General features: G+C 64.8%; 19 protein-coding genes. 5 read left to right on the top strand and 14 right to left on the bottom strand.

Going from position 1 to position 19,973, the window contains the following annotated elements; genetic code table 11:
* Nucleotides 1-2: 2 nt before the first annotated feature.
* Entirely contained in the window at nt 3-2,075 is a 2,073-nt protein-coding gene (locus ACSQ1X_RS03795; protein ID WP_436056705.1) for an alpha-1,4-glucan--maltose-1-phosphate maltosyltransferase, read from the bottom strand.
* Between the two features lie 131 nt (nt 2,076-2,206).
* On the opposite strand from ACSQ1X_RS03795, the gene glgP reads away from it, so the two are divergent.
* Nucleotides 2,207-4,825 carry an alpha-glucan family phosphorylase gene (gene glgP, locus ACSQ1X_RS03790; RefSeq protein WP_436056704.1) on the top strand — a complete coding sequence of 873 codons (2,619 nt, stop codon included), beginning with the start codon at nt 2,207-2,209 and terminating at the stop codon, nt 4,823-4,825.
* 127 nt (nt 4,826-4,952) lie between these two features.
* Here the strand turns inward: glgP and ACSQ1X_RS03785 are convergent, their stop codons facing one another.
* Genes ACSQ1X_RS03785 through glgX form a run of 3 tightly spaced genes read right to left on the bottom strand, consistent with a single transcriptional unit; the run spans nt 4,953 to nt 7,944 of the window.
* Entirely contained in the window at nt 4,953-5,309 is a 357-nt protein-coding gene (locus ACSQ1X_RS03785) for a barstar family protein (RefSeq protein WP_436056703.1), read from the bottom strand.
* Between the two features lie 7 nt (nt 5,310-5,316).
* On the bottom strand, nt 5,317-5,808 hold the full coding sequence (locus ACSQ1X_RS03780; RefSeq protein WP_436056702.1) for a ribonuclease domain-containing protein: 492 nt from the start codon (nt 5,806-5,808) through the stop codon (nt 5,317-5,319).
* 21 nt (nt 5,809-5,829) lie between these two features.
* Nucleotides 5,830-7,944 carry a glycogen debranching protein GlgX gene (glgX, locus tag ACSQ1X_RS03775; protein WP_055800598.1) on the bottom strand — a complete coding sequence of 705 codons (2,115 nt, stop codon included), beginning with the start codon at nt 7,942-7,944 and terminating at the stop codon, nt 5,830-5,832.
* A gap of 128 nt (nt 7,945-8,072) precedes the next feature.
* Between glgX and ACSQ1X_RS03770 the strand changes: the two genes are divergently transcribed.
* Nucleotides 8,073-8,891, top strand: a complete 819-nt coding sequence (locus tag ACSQ1X_RS03770; RefSeq protein WP_436056701.1) for a carbon-nitrogen hydrolase family protein — start codon at nt 8,073-8,075, stop codon at nt 8,889-8,891.
* Between the two features lie 167 nt (nt 8,892-9,058).
* Here ACSQ1X_RS03770 and rlmB read toward each other — a convergent pair whose 3' ends face one another.
* The 6 genes from rlmB to ACSQ1X_RS03740 form a co-directional block, all read right to left on the bottom strand.
* Nucleotides 9,059-10,045, bottom strand: coding sequence for a 23S rRNA (guanosine(2251)-2'-O)-methyltransferase RlmB (gene rlmB / locus ACSQ1X_RS03765; protein ID WP_055802360.1), 987 nt, complete (start codon nt 10,043-10,045; stop codon nt 9,059-9,061).
* A 112-nt stretch (nt 10,046-10,157) separates the two neighbouring features.
* On the bottom strand, nt 10,158-11,627 hold the full coding sequence (gene cysS, locus ACSQ1X_RS03760; RefSeq protein WP_436056700.1) for a cysteine--tRNA ligase: 1,470 nt from the start codon (nt 11,625-11,627) through the stop codon (nt 10,158-10,160).
* A 44-nt stretch (nt 11,628-11,671) separates the two neighbouring features.
* Complete coding sequence (locus ACSQ1X_RS03755) at nt 11,672-11,998, bottom strand: hypothetical protein (protein WP_055800605.1); 327 nt, start codon at nt 11,996-11,998, stop codon at nt 11,672-11,674.
* Between the two features lie 68 nt (nt 11,999-12,066).
* Entirely contained in the window at nt 12,067-12,561 is a 495-nt protein-coding gene (gene ispF / locus ACSQ1X_RS03750; protein WP_436056699.1) for a 2-C-methyl-D-erythritol 2,4-cyclodiphosphate synthase, read from the bottom strand.
* A gap of 2 nt (nt 12,562-12,563) precedes the next feature.
* Entirely contained in the window at nt 12,564-13,385 is an 822-nt protein-coding gene (ispD, locus tag ACSQ1X_RS03745) for a 2-C-methyl-D-erythritol 4-phosphate cytidylyltransferase (RefSeq protein ID WP_436056698.1), read from the bottom strand.
* A gap of 112 nt (nt 13,386-13,497) precedes the next feature.
* Nucleotides 13,498-13,980, bottom strand: coding sequence for a CarD family transcriptional regulator (locus tag ACSQ1X_RS03740; RefSeq protein ID WP_011690592.1), 483 nt, complete (start codon nt 13,978-13,980; stop codon nt 13,498-13,500).
* 351 nt (nt 13,981-14,331) lie between these two features.
* Between ACSQ1X_RS03740 and ACSQ1X_RS03735 the strand changes: the two genes are divergently transcribed.
* A complete protein-coding gene (locus tag ACSQ1X_RS03735) occupies nt 14,332-14,874 on the top strand; it encodes a hypothetical protein (protein WP_055800613.1) in 543 nt (180 codons plus the stop codon).
* Between the two features lie 120 nt (nt 14,875-14,994).
* On the opposite strand, the gene ACSQ1X_RS03730 is transcribed toward ACSQ1X_RS03735, so the two are convergent.
* Both ACSQ1X_RS03730 and ACSQ1X_RS03725 read right to left on the bottom strand, forming a co-directional pair.
* Nucleotides 14,995-15,675, bottom strand: coding sequence for a response regulator transcription factor (locus tag ACSQ1X_RS03730; protein WP_011690590.1), 681 nt, complete (start codon nt 15,673-15,675; stop codon nt 14,995-14,997).
* Complete coding sequence (locus ACSQ1X_RS03725; RefSeq protein ID WP_055800616.1) at nt 15,672-16,892, bottom strand: sensor histidine kinase; 1,221 nt, start codon at nt 16,890-16,892, stop codon at nt 15,672-15,674. The genes ACSQ1X_RS03730 and ACSQ1X_RS03725 overlap by 4 nt, the downstream gene beginning before the upstream one ends.
* Nucleotides 16,893-17,095: 203 nt before the next feature.
* On the opposite strand from ACSQ1X_RS03725, the gene phoU reads away from it, so the two are divergent.
* Nucleotides 17,096-17,758, top strand: coding sequence for a phosphate signaling complex protein PhoU (gene phoU, locus ACSQ1X_RS03720; RefSeq protein ID WP_055800618.1), 663 nt, complete (start codon nt 17,096-17,098; stop codon nt 17,756-17,758).
* Nucleotides 17,759-17,835: 77 nt separating this feature from the next.
* Here phoU and ACSQ1X_RS03715 read toward each other — a convergent pair whose 3' ends face one another.
* Nucleotides 17,836-18,582: a phosphoglyceromutase gene (locus tag ACSQ1X_RS03715; RefSeq protein ID WP_055800621.1), complete on the bottom strand. Its 747-nt coding sequence runs from the start codon at nt 18,580-18,582 to the stop codon at nt 17,836-17,838.
* Between the two features lie 115 nt (nt 18,583-18,697).
* Here ACSQ1X_RS03715 and ACSQ1X_RS03710 point away from each other — a divergent pair, with 115 nt between their 5' ends.
* Nucleotides 18,698-19,525, top strand: coding sequence for a class I SAM-dependent methyltransferase (locus ACSQ1X_RS03710; protein WP_436056697.1), 828 nt, complete (start codon nt 18,698-18,700; stop codon nt 19,523-19,525).
* 51 nt (nt 19,526-19,576) lie between these two features.
* Here the strand turns inward: ACSQ1X_RS03710 and ACSQ1X_RS03705 are convergent, their stop codons facing one another.
* Nucleotides 19,577-19,966, bottom strand: coding sequence for a DUF2516 family protein (locus tag ACSQ1X_RS03705; protein WP_055800623.1), 390 nt, complete (start codon nt 19,964-19,966; stop codon nt 19,577-19,579).
* Nucleotides 19,967-19,973 lie beyond the last annotated feature (7 nt).

Raw genomic sequence — 19,973 nt, 5'->3', positions numbered from 1 at the left:
TGCTACCTCCGGATGTTCAGGATGTGTGCCGGCTCCACGTGGGCGTCAAGCCGCACGTAGTTGTATTCGCCCCATTCCCAGCTCTCGCCGGTCAGCAAATCATCCACCCTGAAGCCACCGTTGTGCGTCAGGTCAGCCGGGTCGAGTTCGAGTGCAGCCAGATCCAGGGAAACGGTGCTCTCCCGGGTGCTGTGCGGATCCACGTTCACCACGATGATCAGGGTGTCCTTGGTGCCGTCGGGCAGCGTCTTGTGCTTCGAGTAGACAATCGTGGCGTCGTCGGTGCTGTGGTGCAGCGTCAGGTTCTGGAGATCGCCCAAGGCGGGGTGGGTATGGCGGATTTCATTGAGCCTGGTCAGGTACGGAGCGAGGGTCCGGCCGGATTCGGCAGCGGCGTCCCAGTCCCGTGCCTTGTATTCGAACTTTTCGTTGTCGATGTATTCCTCGGCGCCGGGCCGGGCCACATGCTCGTAAAGTTCGTAACCGGCATAGACGCCCCACAGCGGGCTGGCCGTCGCTGCGAGCGCGGCACGGATCTTGAACGCGGCGGGACCGCCGAACTGAAGGTATTCGGTAAGGATGTCCGGGGTGTTCACGAAGAAGTTCGGACGGAAATAGGCCGGGGACTTCTGGCTGACCTCGGCGAAGTACTCCTCCAGTTCCTTCTTGGTGTTCCGCCAGGTGAAGTACGTGTAGGACTGCTGGAAACCGGCACGTCCCAGGGCGTGCATCATGGCCGGTCGGGTGAAGGCCTCGGCGAGGAAAACGACGTCGGGGTGTTTCTTGTTGACCTTGGCGATCAGCCACTCCCAGAACCACACGGGCTTGGTGTGCGGGTTGTCCACCCGGAAGATCTTGACGCCGTGGCTGACCCAGAGCAGCACGATACGGAGGATTTCCTTGGACAGGCCTTCGGGATCGTTGTCGAAGTTCAGCGGGAAGATGTCCTGGTACTTCTTCGGCGGATTCTCCGCGTAGGCAATGCTGCCGTCCACGCGGGTCGTGAACCATTCCGGGTTCGTTGTCACCCAGGGGTGGTCCGGAGCCGCCTGAAGCGCCAGGTCCAGGGCAACCTCGAGGCCGAGATCCCGGGCCCGCGCCACGAACGCGTCGAAGTCCTCGAACGTGCCGAGGTCCGGATGGATGGCGTCATGTCCGCCTTCCTTGGCGCCGATGGCCCAGGGCGATCCGGGATCGTGCGGTCCGGCAATGAGTGTGTTGTTGGGCCCCTTGCGGTGCTGGATGCCGATCGGGTGGATGGGCGGCATGTAGATGACGTCGAAGCCCATTTCCGCGACGGCGTCGAGCCGCTTGGCTGCCGTCTGGAAGGTGCCGGACTGCCATTCTCCGGTTTCGTGGTTGCGGACGGCTCCCTCCGAACGGGGGAAGAATTCATACCAGGCACCGCGGCCGGCCAGATCGCGTTCCACTAGGAGCGGGAAGCGCTCCGAAACCGTGACGAGTTCACGGATGGGCTGGCGCGCGACGACGTCGGTCACGTCTGCTCCGAACCCGGCGGCGAGCCGCTCCTCAGGGGAGAGCGAGGTGTCGGACAGTACGACGACGGCGGTCCGCAGCGTACGCCTGTCGGCGGAGGGCCGGGCCGGGTCTTCTGCGGCCTGGGAAAGCAGTGCCGCGCCTTCGGCCAGCATCAGTTCGACGTCGATGCCTGCCTCGACCTTGACCTCGGCGTTGTGGTGCCAGGTCCCGTACCGGTCATGCCAGGCTTCAATGGCGAACGACCAGTTGCCCGTGCCGGTGGGCGTGATGATGCCTTCCCAGCGGTCCGTGCCCTTTCCGCGGTCACCGCGCGGCGGGGCCAGCCTGACGCGCTGGCGTTCCTTGCCTTTGGGATCGAACAGCACCGCGCTGACTCCGAGCTGGTCGTGTCCTTCGCGGAATACCGTCGCTCCGACGACGAGCCCCTCACCCGGGAGCGCCTTCGCTGGAAACGTACCTCCGTCCACGGCGGGCTGCACGGCAGTGATCGGGAACCGGCCAAAACGGAGGCCTTCCGTGATCAGGGCCTTAGGCTTTTTGCTGGATCCGGCACTGGTTCGCGTATTAGTCGTCACAAACTCGACGTTATCGAGAAATCCCCCATTTTGCTAAGGGAACTTCCGTTTTTCTCCGAGCAATCCGTCATTTACCTAAAAGAAACCAAAACCTGTTCCTGCGGCTCATCTTGTCCGTTAGTGTGACGCAGGTGAAGGCTATCCGCAGATTTACTGTCCGAACCGTACTTCCGGAATCTATCCGGCCGCTGGCCAGATTGGCCACTAACCTGCGGTGGTCGTGGCACCGCCCTACCAGGGAGCTTTTTGAGGGACTGAACCCCGCAATTTGGGATGAGAGCGCCCATGATCCCGTAAGTTTCCTCGGCTTGGTGAGCCGCGAGGAGCTGCAGCGGCTGGCCGCGGACCAGGACGTCGTCCGGCGCGTACATGCTGCCGCTGAAGACCTGGACCGCTACTTGGATCAGCCCCGCTGGTACCAGAGCCTGGGTGACGACGCCCCGTCCTGTATCGCCTACTTCTCACCGGAATTCGGAATCACCGAAGTTTTGCCGCAGTATTCCGGCGGCCTGGGAATCCTGGCGGGCGACCACCTTAAGGCTGCATCTGACCTCGGCGTGCCGCTCATCGGCGTCGGCCTGCTTTACCAGGCCGGCTATTTCAAGCAGTCCCTGTCCAGGGACGCCTGGCAGCAGGAAACGTATCCGGTCCTCGACCCGGACGGCCTCCCGCTGACACTCCTTCGGGAGGACGCCCCCGACGGCAACGGCAAACCCATCCAGATCTCGCTGCCGCTCCCCCACGGCCGCCGGCTGCTGGCACACATCTGGCGTGCCGACGTCGGGCGTGTCCCGCTGCTGTTGCTCGATTCGAACGTGCCGGGCAACGACGACGCCGCCCGCGGCATCACCGACCGCCTGTACGGTGGCGGCGGTGACCACCGCCTCCAGCAGGAACTTCTGCTGGGCATGGGCGGAGTGAAGGCGCTGCGCGTCTACCAGCGCCTCACGGGCTGCGCGGCACCGGAGGTGTTCCACACCAACGAGGGCCACGCCGGATTCCTTGGCGTTGAGCGCATCCAGGAGCTCATGTCGTCGGACAGCCCGCTGACCTGGGAGGAAGCCCTCGCGGCGGGTCGTGCCTCCACCGTCTTCACCACGCACACGCCGGTCCCGGCAGGCATCGACCGGTTCGAGGTGTCCCAGATCCAGCACTTCTTCGAGGCCGGACTGGCTCCCGACGTTCCGGTGTCCCGGATCCTGGATTTGGGCCGCGAAAACTTTGCAGACGGCAATCCCGCGGTGTTCAACATGGCCGTGATGGGGTTGCGGCTGGCACAGCGCGCCAACGGGGTGGCGAAGCTCCACGGCGTGGTGTCCCGCGGGATGTTCTCGGCCCTCTGGCCGGGATTCGACCACTCGGAGGTTCCCATCACCTCCGTGACCAACGGAGTCCACGTCCCCACCTGGGTGGACAGCCGTGTTTCCAAGCTGGCCCGTGACCAGTTCGGCGCCGAAGCGGAAGCCACGGGCCGCTGGGACCTCGCCTACAACGTCAGTGACGAGGACGTCTGGGCCCTCCGCCGTGAAATGCGTGTCTCGCTCGTGGAGGACGTCCGCAAGCGGCTTCGCGCGGCGTGGAAGAAGCGCGGGGCGGCAGACGCCGAGCTCGGCTGGACCGATTCGGTGCTGGACCCGGACATCCTCACCATCGGCTTCGCCCGGCGTGTGCCCACGTACAAGCGGCTTACCCTGATGCTCCGGGAACCAGCCCGGCTCAAAGCCCTGCTGCTGCACGAGACGCACCCGATCCAGATCGTCATTGCCGGCAAGTCCCACCCGGCGGATGATGCAGGCAAGAAGATGATCCAGGACCTGGTCCGGTTCACCGACGATCCCGAGGTGCGCCACCGGATCGCGTTCCTGCCCAACTACGACATCGCCATGGCTCGCACGCTCTTTCCCGGCTGCGACGTCTGGCTGAACAATCCGCTGCGCCCGCTGGAAGCCTGCGGCACGTCCGGCATGAAGGCGGCCATCAACGGTTCGCTGAACCTTTCGGTGCTGGACGGCTGGTGGGACGAGATGTACGACGGCGAAAACGGCTGGGCCATCCCCACGGCCAACAACAACGCGTCACCCGAGGAACGGGACGACATTGAAGCTGCGGCGTTGTATGAGCTGCTCGAAACGCAGGTGGCTCCGCGCTTTTACGGGCTCACCGTGTCCGACGGCGCCGGAGCGGCAGGACCTTCGGAGCCCGGACCGCAGAAGGTGCCCACACACTGGGTATCGATGATCAAGCACACCATGGCGCATCTGGGCCCGGCGGTCTCCGCTGAGCGGATGCTGCAGGACTACGTGAACACCCTCTACCGCCCCGCGGCGATCGCCGGGCGCCGGGCCGGCGCGGACAATTTCGCCCAGTCGAAGTCCCTGGCGGCCTGGACATCACAGATCCGCGCTGCGTGGCCCCAGATCCAGGTGGAGCACGTCGACTCGGTTGGCGTGTCCGAGGACCCCCAGATCGGTGACACCCTGCAGGTGAACGCCTACATCGCGCTTCACAACCTCGACCCGGACGACGTCGCCGTGGAGGTTGCGTTCGGCCGCGCCGAGGAAAGCGACGAACTGGCCGACGTCACGGTGGCGGACCTGGTGCCCAAGGAGGACCTCGGCAAGGGACGCTACCTCTTCAGCGGCTCGCTGCTGATCGACCGGTCCGGGTCCTTCGGCTACACCGTGCGCGTGCTGCCCAAGCATCCGGCCCTCGCCTCGCGGGCGGAACTTGGACTCATCGTCAACGCCTGATCCGCCGTCGGCTGTAACGCTCCCTCACTCGGTTCACAGTGAGGGAGCGTTACGTCTTTAACCGCGAAACGTGAGGGAGCGACCCGGTTTTAGGCGACCGGAAGTGAGAGAGGGTCCGGTTATCCGGTTAGAGGCAGACGGTGATCACGGACAGGCTCTTGCCCGCATAGCTCTCCGCATCCTGCAGGATTTCGCAGATGATGCCGAACGACCGGTCCGAACGGAAGACGGCCGGCACCTGCCAGATGAACGTCAGCGGTTCCTTGCCATCGTCCGTGACCGTGTCGGCGAAGTCGTGCAGCGAATCGTTGAGGGCATCAAGGTTAACTCCGTAGTGTTCGGGGAAATCCAGGATTTCCCCGAATGTCTGGAGCACTGCTTTCTTCGTATCGGCGGCGGGGATCACCAGGACCCGGCGGCCGGCGTCGGACGCCTGCTCGCGGAGCTCATCGATGGTCCAGGTGTCAGCGGAGTAAATCTTCATTCGTGCTCTATTTGCCTTCCAGAATTTGAAGAAACGATTCGTAGTGGTCAGGTGTGTAGTATTTCTCGCCGGTTTCACCCACGACAATCCGGCGGGCACCCCGGTCCGATTCGCCGGGGGTCCTGACCGTGAATTCCTTGTAGTAGCCGCTCGGCTTCCGCGGCAGCAGGCGCTCAAAGTTGCTGAAAACCGCGCCGTCACGGGAATACGGGTAGGGCCCGCCGCGGGCAATCAGGTCCAGCGTCTCCCGTGCCTCCCGCGGCAGGCTGGACGCGGCCACGGCTTCCAGGCCGGAACCGTCGACGGCGGGCGCGGACGCCGCCGTCGAACCCGTGGGAGCGGGTGCCGCCGTCGAACCCGTGGGAGCGGGTGCCGCCGTCGAACCCGTGGGAGCGCCCGGGCTGACCGGGCTCTCCTGCGTGCTGGACAGCATCATGCCCAAACCGACCACCAGCACCAGGACCGCAGCCAGCGTCAGGAGCCTCCCCATCCCCCTCATGACGTCCCCATCTGCAGAACCCTACGTGCGGTAGATGCTGATGGTGTTGGACTGCGCCACGTCGCGTTCGCCGGCGGCTACTCGGACTCCTTGACGGCGGTCGTGGAGTTCCGACGTGGTCAACCGGAGTTCGAACAGCCGCTTGCCCGTGCCGTCGTCGTTGCTGATGTCGGGCAGGGTGATCTTGATGTCGTGGGCGCTGCCGTTGACCACCACGAGTCCGTCCACCTGGCCGTCGTCCGAGCCCAGCAGCAGCTGGACCACACGGTGTTGCGGATCATTCCAGCGATCCATGGACATGGGCTTGCCGTGTTCGTCGAACCAGTGCAGGTAGGCCTGCTTGTCCCGCGAGGGATAGTGGTGCGGCTGGCCCGCCAGGAACTCCTTACGCAGACGGATGACCCGCTTGGTGCTCCGGAGCATGGCATGGGACTCCGGTGTGCTGGTCCAGTCCAGCCAGGTGATGGGGTTGTCCTGGCAGTAAGCGTTGTTGTTGCCCTGCTGCGTGCGGCCGATCTCGTCGCCCGCGGTGATCATGGGGATGCCCATGGACACCATCAGGGTGGCCATCAGGTTGCGGCTGGTCTGGGCCCGGAGCGCCAGGATTTCCTCATCTTCAGTCGGTCCCTCGAAGCCGTGGTTGTAGCTGCGGTTGTCGCCGTGGCCGTCCCGGTTCTGCTCGCCGTTGGCCTCATTGTGTTTGCGGTCATAGGACACGAGGTCAGCCAAGGTAAAACCGTCGTGCGACGTGAAGAAGTTGAGGGAGGCCATGCGGGACCGTCCCGATTCCGCAAAAAGGCCGGCTGAGCCGGAAATGGAATCTGCGAGGCGCGCAACGGAACCGCCCTGGCCGCCTGCGTCGATCGCGGCCCGGTCCCCGACCCAGAAGGAGCGCAGCGCGTCACGGTAGTGGTCGTTCCAGTCCACCCAGCCGGGCGGGAAGCGTCCGGTCTGCCAGCCGCCGTAACCCACATCCCACGGCTCGGCAATCAGTTTGACGGAGGACAGCAGCGGATCAGCGGCAATGGCCACGAGGAAGGGGTGGTGCGGATCGAAGTCGTTCGCGGCATTGCGGCAGAGCGTGACCGCAAGGTCGAAGCGGAAACCATCGATGTGGAACTCCTCCACCCAGTACCTCAGCGAGTCGAGGACCAGCTGGACCACGCGGGGGTGGCCGAAGTTCAGGCTGTTGCCGCATCCGGTGGTGTCGATGTACCGGCCGTGGCCGTCGTTCCGGTAGTACTGCTTCTCCCCCAGCCCGCGGAAGCTGAGCGTCTGGCCGTCGGGACCGCCCTCGGCGGTGTGGTTGTACACAACGTCCAGGATGACTTCCAGCCCCGCTGCGTGCAGGAGTTTGACCATGCCCTTGAATTCATCCTGCACCGCCTGCGGACCGGCCGCCTGGGCGGCCTGGGTGGCGTAGGCCGGGTGAGGGGCAAAAAAGGCCGCCGTGTTGTAGCCCCAGTAATTGGTCATGCCCAGGTTCTGGAGATGGGGTTCGTCCAGATGGAAATGGACAGGCAACAGCTGGACCGAGGTGATCCCCAGGCCGGTAAGGTGCTCAATCATTGCCGGGTGCGCCATGCCGGCGTACGTGCCCCGGAGTTCCTCGGGGATGTCCGGGTGCAGCATGCTTTGGCCACGGACGTGGGCTTCATAAATGATGGTGTTCCGCCACGAGACATGCGGGTTCCGGTCCCCGCCCCAGTCGAATCCTCCGGACATGCGCACGTTACTGAGGAACCCGTCGCGCTGATCCACTGCCCGGCCGTACGGGTCCAGCAGCAGCGGCTGCTCGCCGTCGTCGTCGAAAGCCACGGTTGGCACTGACACCGGCAGGGCATCATCCTCGGACGAGGAGCGGAAGCCGTAGCGCGAACCCACCGGGAAGCCGTCCACAATGCCGTGGTGGACATCGTTGGTGATGTTCGGCAGGGTCTTCAGCTGCCACGTTCCGCCGGGCGCACAGTAGGCGATTTCCAGCGTGGCCACCCCGGGCGCGTAAACCGCGACGTTGGCGCAGGCACTCTGAGGATCGTCCGTTGCCGGAGAGCCCGTGCGCGGAACGCTGATACCCAGTGGAAACGGCCGGGAGGCGTCCACGGTTGAGGCTGTGTCTAGGAGTGGCATGACCATTGCTTAAATATTAGCTGTGCCACACAAATGTCCGATATTCTCCGCAATGTGTCGGGAAAAGGGCTGGCCTTGTTCAGCGTCCCATCCTGGGTTGCATACTGAAGTGAGACGCCACGTTGGAGGTAATTGTGCGAGTTGCACTTGCTCAGGTAGTTACAGGCCGCGATATTTCCGCGAATCTGGACATTTTGGAAAAATTCGCCCGCAAAGCGAAAGAAGGCGGCGCGGAATTGGTGGTCTTCCCCGAAGCCACCATGCGCGCCTTCGGGAATTCGCTCGTGGACATTGCCGAGCCGCTGGACGGCCCCTGGGCTGCCCGGGTGCGCGGCATTGCCGGCGAAATCGGCATCGTGATCGTGGCGGGCATGTTCACCCCGGGGCAGTCAGGTGATGGCTCCGGCGACAGCCCGAGGAAAGTGCGCAATACCTTGGTTGCCACCGGTCCGGGCGTGGAGGCGAGCTACGACAAGATCCACCTCTTCGATGCCTTTGGATTCGCCGAATCAGACACTGTGGAGGCAGGTACCCGGGCGGTGACCTTTGAGCTCGGCGGCATCAGTTTCGGCCTTGCCACCTGCTACGACATCCGTTTCCCGGCGCTGTTCACAGCCAATGCAGACCGCGGCGCCGAGGCCAATATTGTGTGTGCTTCCTGGGGGTCCGGGCCCGGGAAAGTCGACCAGTGGCGCCTCCTGGCTCGCGCCCGCGCCGTGGACACCACTACGTATGTGCTGGCCTGCGGCCAGGGCGATCCCGCCACCGAAGGCATCGAAACCAAGGGATCCGCGCCCACCGGCGTGGGGCACTCCGCCGTCGTTTCGCCGCTCGGTGAGGTCCTGGCAGAGCTCGACGGCGGGACCGGGCTGCTGTTCGCTGACCTGGACCCCGCCGTCGTCAAGGATGCCCGGACAAAGCTCCCGGTCCTCGCCAACCGCCACGCGTTCTAATAACCAGAAATGCTCCCTCACCGAAGGCGAGAGAGCATTTCTGGTTATGTTGCAGGAAGTGATGGAGCGTTGGGCGGCACTGCTGGCATCCGGAAGCGTGCGTCAAAGCGACGAAGGAGCAGCACGCGGAGGATGGCGGCCGTGCCGCCCACTCCGCACCGCGCCTGCTACTTAACTGCGCGCTGCCTGGAGACTTCGTACAGGGAGATGCCGACTGCCATGGAGGCGTTGAGCGATTCCATGGCGGAGTCGATCGGGATGGAGACGATCTGGTCGCAGTTTTCGCGGACCAGGCGGCTCAGGCCCTTGCCTTCGGAGCCGACCACGATGCATACGGGTTCCTTGGCCAGGCTGAGGTCCGGCAGCGACACGTCGCCGTCGCCGTCCAGGCCGAGCACGTAGATGCCCATGTTCTTGAACGCCTTGAGGGTGTTGTTCAGGTTGGCGGCGCGCGCCACGGGAACCCGGACGGCTGCGCCGGCGCTGGTCTTCCAGGCTGAGGCAGTGACGCCGACCGAGCGGCGTTCCGGGACGATGACGCCGTGGCCGCTGAATGCCGACACGGACCGGATGATCGCGCCGAGGTTGCGCGGGTCCGTGATGCCGTCCAGGGCGACGAAGAGCGGCGCGTTGGACACGTGGCCCTTCTTCCAGCTCTCGACGGTTTCCTCGGCGAGCTCGTACGCGTCCTGGTACTCGTACGGCGGAATCTGCAGCACAAGTCCCTGGTGGATGGCGTCGTCCGTCATCCGGTCCAGCTCAGGCTTGCCCGTTTCCATCAGCGGAATGCCGCGTTCGGCCGCAAGCTTGAGGGACTCCTTGACGCGGTCGTCCATTTCGATGCGGATGGCAACGTGGAGGGCCTTGGCGGGGATTCCGGCGCGCAGCGCTTCAACGACGGAGTTGCGTCCCGTGACGACTTCCTCCGTGGCACGGCCCTTCGGGCCCGAACGGGCACCTGCGCCGCGGGGTGCGCCCGGACGCTTGGCGGCGGACCGCTCGGCGAGCTGCTTGTTCTTGTGGGCCTTGTGGTACGGGCGGTCCTCCGCCTTGGGAGTGGGGCCCTTGCCCTCGAGGGCTTTGCGGCCGTGGCCACCCGTTCCGATAGTGGGGCCCTTCTTTGCTTTGACCGACCGGCGACCGTTGTTGGCCATGAGTTTCACCCTTGCTTTGTTGAGTAAGTCTGACCTCCAGTCTACTTACTCAGGTTAAATCGCCCGCCCAGCGCCCTGTGGTCGCCCTGTCGGGCATCCTGCCTGCCACGGCTCAGCCGCGCTTGAGGCTCCAGCTGGCACCGTCCGGGCCGTCCTCGACAATGACGCCGGCCGCTGTCAGGGTATCCCGGATGGCGTCGGAAGCCGCCCAGTCCTTGGTGGCCCGCGCCTGTGCCCGGGCACCAAGCTGGGCTTCGACGAGGACGCCCAGGGCTGCGTCCGCCTGGTTGTCCCGGGCGGGGGCCGCTACGTCGTTGAGGCCCAGGACGTGCAGCATATCGGTGACGGAATCCAGGGCTGCCCTGGCGGCTGCGTTGTCGCCGGCAGTGAGGGCTGTGTTCCCGGCCCGCACGGTGTCGTGCAGGGCAGCCAGCGCCTGCGGAACGTTGAGGTCGTCGTCCATGGCCGCGGCGAAGGCATCAGGTACTTGGCCATGGGTGCCGAACAGGAGTTCGGCCGCGCCGGAAACAACACTGTCGGACAAAGTACGCACTGCACGGGCGACAAACCCGTCAATCCGCTCCACCGCGGCAGCTGCTTCCTGCAGCGACGTTGGCTGGTAGTCCAGGACAGACCGGTACTGCGCCTGGCCGAGGTAGTACCGGACCACCCGCGGCGAAGCGAGCTCCAGCATTTCCGCGGGGCTGACCGTGTTGCCGATGGACTTGGACATCTTTTCGCCCTGGTAGGTCACCATGCCGTTGTGCATCCAGAAGTTGGCGAAGGCGTGGCCTGCCGCCTGGGACTGGGCCATCTCGTTCTCATGGTGCGGGAACCGGAGGTCCAGTCCGCCGCCGTGGATGTCGAACTCGGTGCCGAGGTATTTGGTGACCATGGCCGAGCACTCCAGGTGCCAGCCCGGACGTCCGGTGCCCCAGGGCGAAACCCAACTCGCGGTCGTCGGCTCGCCTTCCTTGTGTCCCTTCCACAGCGCAAAGTCCCTCGGGTCCTTCTTTCCCCGGGGGTCGGCGTCGGGAGCTCCCTGCATGTCATCGATCTTTTGGCGCGTGAGCGACCCGTAGCGGTTCCAGGAGCGGACGTCGAAATAGACGTCGCCGGAATCGTCGAGGGCGGGGTAGGCGTGGCCGCGGTCGATGAGTTGCTGGATCAGCGCATGCATCTCCGGAATGTGACCGGTGGCGCGCGGCTCGTAGGTAGGACGGGACACACCCAGGGTGTCGTAGGCCTTGAGGAACGCCTGCTCATAGCGGTAGGCCAGAGCCCACCACTCCTCTTCGCGGATATCATCCGGGCTTTCTTCGAAGTCCGGTTCAAACGAGAGGGCGGACTTGGCGAGGATCTTGTCGTCGATGTCGGTGACATTGCGGACCACCGTCACGCGGAAACCACGGTACTCCAGCCAGCGGGTGAGCTGGTCAAAGGCGATGGCGGACCGGATGTGCCCCACGTGCGGCAGGCCCTGCACCGTCGCACCGCAGTAGTACAGGCTCACCCTGCCCGGGATCAGAGGGACGAAGTCGCGGACTTCGGCGGATGCTGTGTCGTAAAAGCGCAGGGTCACCGCTCCAGATTAGCCGATGGCCTTTGCACCGGGGCCCATCCGGGCTATTTGCAGACTTCGCCGATCTTATTGTTCTGCTCGCTCAGCTGCGCGGTCTGTTCGGCGCTCTTGGTACCCAGTGAAGTGCTCGCGACCTTCTTCATGATGTCGGCCATTTTCTGGATGGGCCCGGCAACCTCGGGGGCTACCTTGTCCGCCACTTCCTGGTAATGCTTGGCGATCTGGTCAGCCTGCTGCTGCTGGTTTCCAGTTGGCACGAACGTGTCCCCGTTGAGGAATTTGCAGCTCTCCTCGACGCTCATCTTCGGAGTGCCGCATCCGCTCAGCAGCATCCCTGCAACGAGTACGACGGCGGCAAGCGGCTTGTTCACGAGGGGTCTCCTGGGGTGTTCGGCAAAGGAAGGGCTCCCTTAAGCCTAGGCGAAAGGCGCCCTTCGCCTCAGCCCGCCCGGTACACCAGTGCTGTGGCGAGGGCCGAGATGCCTTCGCCGCGGCCCGTGAAGCCGAGGCCGTCGCTGGTGGTGGCGCTGACGCTGACGGGCGCACCCGCCGCCGCCGTGAGGACCGCCTGGGACTCCTCCCGGCGGGGACCGAATTTGGGTCTGTTGCCTACGAACTGCACTGCGATGTTGCCGATCTCGAAGCCTTCCGTCCGGACAATGCGGGCGGCCTCGGCCAGGAGGGTCACTCCGGAGGCACCTGCGAATTCCGGCCGGTCCGTGCCGAAATGCGTGCCGAGATCCCCGATCCCGGCTGCCGAGAAGAGTGCATCAGCTGCCGCGTGGGCTACGGGGTCGCCGTCGGAGTGGCCGGCCAGGCCCTGCTGGCCCTCCCATAGGAGACCGCCGAGCCACAACTCCCGAGGGCTGTCAGGGGACGCGAAAGCGTGGACATCAATGCCGATTCCGGTTCTGGGAATGATGGGAGCCGCCATACTCAGCCCTCCACCCAGCGTGCGCCCAGGGGACCTTCCAGCAGGCCCTCCGCGATGATGAGGTCCAAGGGAGTGGTGATCTTGAGTGACTGGCTGGCTCCGCGGACAGCATGGACAGGAACACCCAGGCGTTCCACCAGCATGGCGTCATCGGTGATGGCGGCGGCCTGGGCTTCGTCGAATCCTGCCACCTCCCGGTGCGCCTTCAGGAGCGTGGCAAGGTCGAATCCCTGCGGCGTCTGCACGGCCCGGAGCTTCTCCCGCGGCGCCGTGCCCACCACCACCTCCGGCGCGATACGGGCGTCTTCGGCTTTCGTCGCTTCAACGGTCTTGACGGTGTCCACCACGGGTATCACCGGGATGACTGCCAGGGCTCCTGCCGCCAGGGAGTCCACCACACGGTGGAAGACGGACTCCGGGGTCAGGGCACGCGCGGCGTCGTGGACCAGCACCGCCTGGGTGCCGTCTTCCAATGCCTCCAATGCGGACCGCACGGAGTCGGCCCGCGTCGCGCCGCCGTCGACGATTGTCAGCAGCGGCCCGCCGTCGACGAGTTCGGCCTTGAAGTCATCGCACATCCGCCGCAGTGCGCCGTCGCCGGCCGGCAACGCTATGCAGACCTGCTGGGCGACGCCGGACGCCACTATCCCGCGAAGGGCATGGATCAGGATGGGCTCTCCGCCGAGGGGAACCCTGGCCTTGGGCATGCCGTAACCAAGCCGCTGCCCTGATCCGGCCGCCACCAGCACGACGGCGACGACGGGGCTGACAGCGCGGGCCGCGGCATCCGGCCCGGACCCGGCCGAAAATTCTGTTGCACTCATGGGCACAACACTACGTGCCTGCGCGCACCCGACGCCCGGCAAAATCCCGGGATTCTCCTAAAAAAGGGCAAAAAGAAACCCCGGCGGCTGGTGAGCCACCGGGGTTCAATTCTTAGGAAGCCAAGACTTCGTCGAGAACGCTTGCAGCCTTCTCTTCATCCGTCTTTTCAGCCAGCGCCAATTCTGAAATCAGAATCTGGCGGGCCTTGGCCAGCATACGCTTCTCACCTGCGGAAAGGCCGCGGTCGTGATCACGGCGCCACAGGTCACGAACGACCTCTGCCACCTTGATGACGTCCCCGGAAGCAAGCTTCTCCAGATTTGCCTTGTAACGACGCGACCAGTTGGTAGGCTCTTCAGTGAACTCGGCCCGCAGCACGTCAAAGACATGCTCCAAACCTTCTTTGCCCACTACGTCACGAACACCAACAAGGTCAACGTTCTCTGCTGGAACTTCAATGGTCAGATCACCCTGAGCCACCTTGAGCTTGAGATACATCTTCTCTTCGCCCTTGATGGTGCGCATCTTGATTTCTTCAATTTTTGCTGCACCGTGGTGAGGGTAAACTACTGTCTCGCCGACCTCAAAAACCATGTGGACTTTCCCCTTTCCCGCAGACCAGTTTATCACGATTCAGGCATACAACTGGCACGGATCGGGGCCGCGAACCGCGGAAATACAAGGAAAATGGGGCCAATCGACCCCCTCCAACCCCTTGACGGATGCGGATATTAGTGCATCAAGGAGTCTGCGCCAAGGGCGGGTCCGGCCGGTCGCCGGCCGGGTTCCGGCACAGCCGGCCATGCAGTGAACGGCCGGGAGGAGACTGCTTTCCGGACGTGAATGTGTACTGCCCGAATCCTTGTTTGAGACCGCAAGAGGATAGGCTATGGCTGAATAATGTTTCAAGACTCTCAAGGAGTGCGTGACGTGCGTTTCACTGCGATGAACCGGGGCCAGCGCGGCAAGCTGGCAATGGCAACGGCAGCACTTGCCATCGGCCTGCTGTCCGTGACCGGCTGCGGCTACATCAACCCGCAGCAGACCTCTGAGCAGTACTCTGCGTCGGACGGAACCCGGGAAGACCTCGGTCCCCTCCAGCTCCGTAACTTCATGATCGTTTCCGCTGGCGAGGACAAGCAGGGCCGCGTGGTCGGCGCCGTTTACAACTCCTCCTCCAGCGACGTCAAGCTGACCATCAAGGGTGCGCGCGGCTCGCAGACGGAGGTGTCCGTGAAGCAGAATTCGTACGCGCTCCTCAACGAGTCCACGGATCCGGCTATCCTCAGCAGCACGGGCGCAAACCCCGGTTCCCTGTCCGAGGTCACTATCTCCGAGGACGGCACCAACCAGACTGCCAAGGTCAAGGTCCCCGTCCTGGACGCCACCCTCCCCGAGTACAAGGAGTACCTGCCGGAAGGCAGTGAGCCCACCGGCTCGGAGTCGGCCACGCCGACCCCCACGCCTTCGACCAGCGCGGGCCACTAACCGGCACAACAGACCACCACAGCAATAAGGAGGGCTCCCGCCACGCGGGGGCCCTCCTTATTTGCATCTGCGGTTTTGTTGCCGGGGCTTGTTGTCCCGGTTTTGTTGGCGGGCGTGCGCCTACGGCTCGAACTTGTAGCCCAGGCCCCGGACGGTCACAAGGTACCTCGGGGCGGACGGGTCCGGCTCGATCTTGCTGCGGAGCCTCTTGACGTGGACGTCCAAGGTCTTGGTATCGCCCACGTAGTCCGATCCCCACACACGGTCGATGAGCTGGCCCCGGGTCAATACCCTGCCTGAATTGCGCAGCAGCATCTCCAGCAGTTCGAATTCTTTCAGGGGCAGCGACACCTGTTCGCCGTCGACGCTCACCACGTGGCGTTCGACGTCCATCCTGACGGGGCCGGCCTGGACGGTGTTGGTGATGAGCTCCTCGGGCTCGCCCTGCCGGCGGAGGACCGCCCTGACGCGGGCAACGAGTTCCCTGGACGAATAGGGTTTGGTGACGTAATCGTCGGCGCCGAGTTCCAGCCCCACCACCTTGTCGATTTCAGCGTCCTTGGCCGTCAGCATAATGACAGGCACAGAGGAGCGCTGGCGCAGCTGCCGGCAGACCTCAGTGCCGGATTGGCCGGGCAGCTGGAGGTCCAGGAGCACCAGGTCGGCGCCGTTCCGGTCGAATTCCGTGATGGCGTCCAGGCCGTTGTCCACGACTTCCACCTCGAATCCTTCCTTGCCCAGAAGGTAGGACAGAGGGTCGCTGAACGACTCCTCATCCTCGACTATGAGAATCCTGCTCAAGCGCTGGCTCCTTGCTCATGGACGCCGGTGGCGTCGCTACTGTGTGGTGAGTTGCTGGGGGCGGCCGTTGACGGCGCAGCGGGTGCGTCGCCGTCGTCCTGCCCCTCCATCTCTGGAAGCCGAATGGTGAAGGTGGACCCCTGGCCGGGCTGCGACCACAGCGTCACTTCCCCGCCGTGGTTGGAGATGACGTGTTTCACGATGCTCAGGCCCAGGCCGGTGCCGCCGGTTTGCCGGGACCGGGCGGCGTCCACGCGGTAGAAGCGTTCAAAAACCCGTTCCTGGTCCTCCGGACTCATGCCCTCCCCCTGGTCCGTGACGGAGATGGAGACCAGGCCCTCTTTGGAGCGCATGCCGATCCCCACGCGGGTGTTCTCCGGGGAGTAGCGGATGGCGTTGTCGATCAGGTTTCTCAGCGCCGTCACCAGCAGGTCCTGGTCGCCGTAGACCATGGCGTTCACGCGGCCGCCCACCACAATGGAGATGTTCTTGCTTTCGGCGGGCAGCTGCGAACGGTCAACGGCTTCGGTGACCACGGAGTTGATGTCCACCGGGTGCGCTTGCTGCGCGACGCTGGCGCCCTGCAGCCGGGACAGCTCAATGATGTCCTGCACGAGCGCCGCGAGCCGCTTCGATTCCTTCTGCATGCGCTGGGCAAAGCGGCGGACCGCCACTTCGTCGTCCGCCGACGATTCGAGCGCCTCAGCCAGCAGGGAAATGGCACCCACCGGCGTCTTGAGTTCGTGGGAAACGTTGGCCACGAAGTCGTTGCGGATTTCCTCGGTACGGGTGATTTCGGTCCGGTCGTCCGCCAGCAGCAGGATGTATTCCTCACCGAGCATGGCTGCCCGGACCTGGACGATGATGGTCCCCTGCCCCAGCGGCCCGCGGGGCAGTTCAAACTGCTTCTCGAGGATCACGCCGTCGCGCCGCACCTTCGCGGTCATGTCCAGCAGCTGTTTGTGGACCACGGTGTGTCCCCGGACCAGGCCGAAAGCGTAGGCCGCAGGGCTCGCCCTCACGACGCCGTCTATCGCGTCAACCACAACGAAAGCCCGTCCGACGACGGCGAGCACCTCCGCGGCGCCCGGTGGCAGTGCCGGTTCGTCGAACTCAACATCCACCAGCTTGCGCTGCTGTTCGCTGACCCGGAACGCGAGCACGCCAAAGATGCCGAATGACAGGCCGACGAGACCTGCGATGACACCGATGAGCATAGGATCCACGGCTCCAGCTTATGCTCTGGCCCGGGCGCCGGAAGCGAATCTGATGCGATTCACCGCGGGGTTCAGCTAACGTTCACCTATAGGTGCGTAACAGTTCACCGGCCACTGACAGAGTTATTGGTTGGACTGCAGAGCGGTGACACGAAATCCGGCCGCCACCCGGTGGGGCCAGGTTTCCAAGGAAAGGACGCGTAGTGCGCAAGGTTTTTCAGGAGGAGCTCACACAGGTGGGCGAGCAGCTCGTCGAGATTTCAAAGCTCGTCAGCGAGGCTATCAACAAGGCCACGACGGCCTTCGAAGGGGCCGACGTCGACCTCGCCCAGGACGTCATCGCCGCTGATGCAAGGATCGACTTCCTGCAGAACAGCCTGGACGAGCGGGCCATCGACATCCTGGCCCTGCAGGGGCCCGTGGCCAGCGACCTTCGGATGATCGTGGGTTCGCTGCGGATGAGCGCCTCGCTGGAGCGCATGGGAGACCTCGCCCGGCACATCGCCCAACTGGCGCGGCTCCGCTACCCGGCCAACGTAATTCCGCCGCAGCTCGCAGATACGTTCAAGAGCTTCGCCGAGCAGGACCAGCTGATCGCGGACAAGCTCACCGAGCTCTTGGAAACGCGCGACCTGGAAGTTGCCCGCGACATCCTCAAGGCGAATGCGACCGTCAACGACCTCCACCTGAGCGTCTTCAAGGCCATCGCCCGCAGCGACTGGAACGAGTCGCCGGCCACCACGGTGGACGTTGCCCTGGCCAGCCGCTACTTCGAACGCTTCGCGGACCACGGCGTTTCAGTGGCCCAGAAGGTCACCTACCTGGTCACCGGCGCGTGGCACCCGCACAGCACCGAAATCAGCTGACTTCCGGGAGTAGGAAGAACGACGGCGGGCTGGTCACCATTGGTGACCAGCCCGCCGTCGTTCGTTAAGGCGTTGCCTTACTTTTTGCCCTGGTTGGCAACAGCCTTGATGGACTCGGCAGCAGCCTCGGGGTCGAGGTACGTGCCGCCCGGGTTCAGCGGCTTGAAGTCCTCGTCGAGATCGTAGACCAGCGGGATGCCGGTGGGGATGTTCAGGCCGGCGATGGCTTCGTCGCTGATGCCGTCAAGGTGCTTGACGAGCGCGCGCAGGGAGTTGCCGTGGGCGGTGACCAGCACGGTCTTGCCCGCCTTGAGGTCTTCCTTGATGTCCGATTCCCAGTAGGGCATCAGGCGGATCAGGACGTCCTTGAGGCACTCGGTGCGCGGGAGGGCGTCACCCAGGTCTGCGTAGCGGGGGTCGTGTGCCTGGGAGAACTCGCTGTTGTCGTCGAGGGCCGGCGGCGGGGTGTCGTACGAACGGCGCCACTCCATGAACTGCTCTTCACCGTATTCGGCCAGCGTCTGCGCCTTGTCCTTGCCCTGCAGGGCGCCGTAGTGGCGTTCGTTCAGGCGCCAGTCACGCTTGACCGGGATCCAGCCGCGGTCGGCCTTGTCCAGGGCGATGTTGGCCGTGTTGATGGCCCGCTTCAGGAGGGAGGTGTACAGGACGTCCGGGAGAACATTGTTCTCAACCAGGAGCTCGCCGCCGCGTGCCGCTTCCTCGCGGCCCTGGTCGTTGAGATCGACATCCACCCAGCCGGTGAACAGGTTCTTGGCGTTCCATTCGCTGTGGCCGTGGCGCAGCAGAATCAGCTTGTAAGTCATGGTTTTCATCCTAGCCGAGCAGGTGGCTGTGCCGCCGAGCGTTACATCACACTGCAGCTCCCTCTAACCCGACCGCCGGTGCTCGGCGACGGAGCTGCTCCGTTAAGCTTGTCCCGTGGTGCAAAAAGCTGAACGGGTGGGCGCGGCCGGCGCGGGCAGAAGCGGCCGGCCGGTGGGCAACGTGACCCGCGGCACCACCAACCCCAACCGGATGCGGCGGCTGGACCGGTGGCTCACCGGGACACAGGCGTGGCGGCTGCGCCGGGCATCCAACCCCCTCGTCATCGACCTCGGATACGGCGCCTCACCGGCCACCGCCGTCGAACTCTTCCACCGCCTGTCTGCAGTGCGCCCGGATGTCCGGGTGGCCGGGATAGAAATCGAACCCGAACGCGTCCGGGCAGCCAAGGCACTGGAACAGGCCGGGCTGAGTTTCCATGTGGGCGGCTTCGAGCTTCCGGTGCCCGGGCAGCCGGTGATCGTCCGCGCGTTCAACGTCCTGCGGCAGTACGAGGAAGCGGACGTGGAGGCCATCTGGGCCCTGGTCCGGGGCCGGCTCGGCCCCAACGGACTGTTCATCGACGGCACCTGCGACGAAATCGGACGGCGCGTCACGTGGGTGGCGCTCGACGCCGGCGGCCCGCTGAGCCTGAGCATCTCCATGCGCTTCGGCGGCTTTGCACTGCCCTCGGAAATCGCCGAACGGCTGCCTAAGGCCCTGATCCACCGGAACGTGCCCGGCGAGAGGATCCACGGCTTCCTGCAGGCACTGGACAAGGCCTGGCTGGATGCAGCGCCACTGGCCGCTTTCGGCAACAAACAACGGTGGACGGCCATGTGCCGGTCCATGCTCGACGACGGCTGGCCGGTCCAGGACGGACCGGCACGATGGCGGCTGGGCGAGTTGACGGTGGGCTGGGACGCTGTCGCGCCGGCCGCCTGAGTAGCGCGGCCGCTTTAGCTCGCGCCGCCCTGCAAATGGGGTGTTTCCCGGTTACCAGGGGCCGTACGGGCCCATGTTGCGGCTGCCGCCGCGGCCGGCGTCCTTCACGGCGGGCCGGACGTCGGCCAGGTACACGGAGGCTGCGGTCACTGCCGCGAGACCGAACAGGCCGAACGTGCCGAAACCGCCGCCGCCACCGCCATTGGGTGACAGGGCGCCCATGGCCTGGGCGCCGCCATACAGTGACAGGGCGCCAATGAACACGGCGCCGCCGGTCAGTGCCAGCCAGAACGTCTTGGTCCGCTTGGAAACAGCTTCAAAGGCGTTCGCCTTGTGGCGAAGGCAATCAAACAATGCCCACGCTTCAAGACCAAACGCCACGAGCGCCATGAGGAAATAGACCCCGGTCTCGACGTAGTTAATCAACACTTTTCCGTCCACGTCCCCA

Origin of the sequence: Arthrobacter sp. LjRoot78 (genome assembly GCF_964254335.1) — a bacterium.
Lineage (GTDB): Bacteria > Actinomycetota > Actinomycetes > Actinomycetales > Micrococcaceae > Arthrobacter.
The sequence above is the reverse complement of the archived record's forward strand: the minus strand, read 5'-3'. Positions and strand labels throughout refer to the sequence as shown.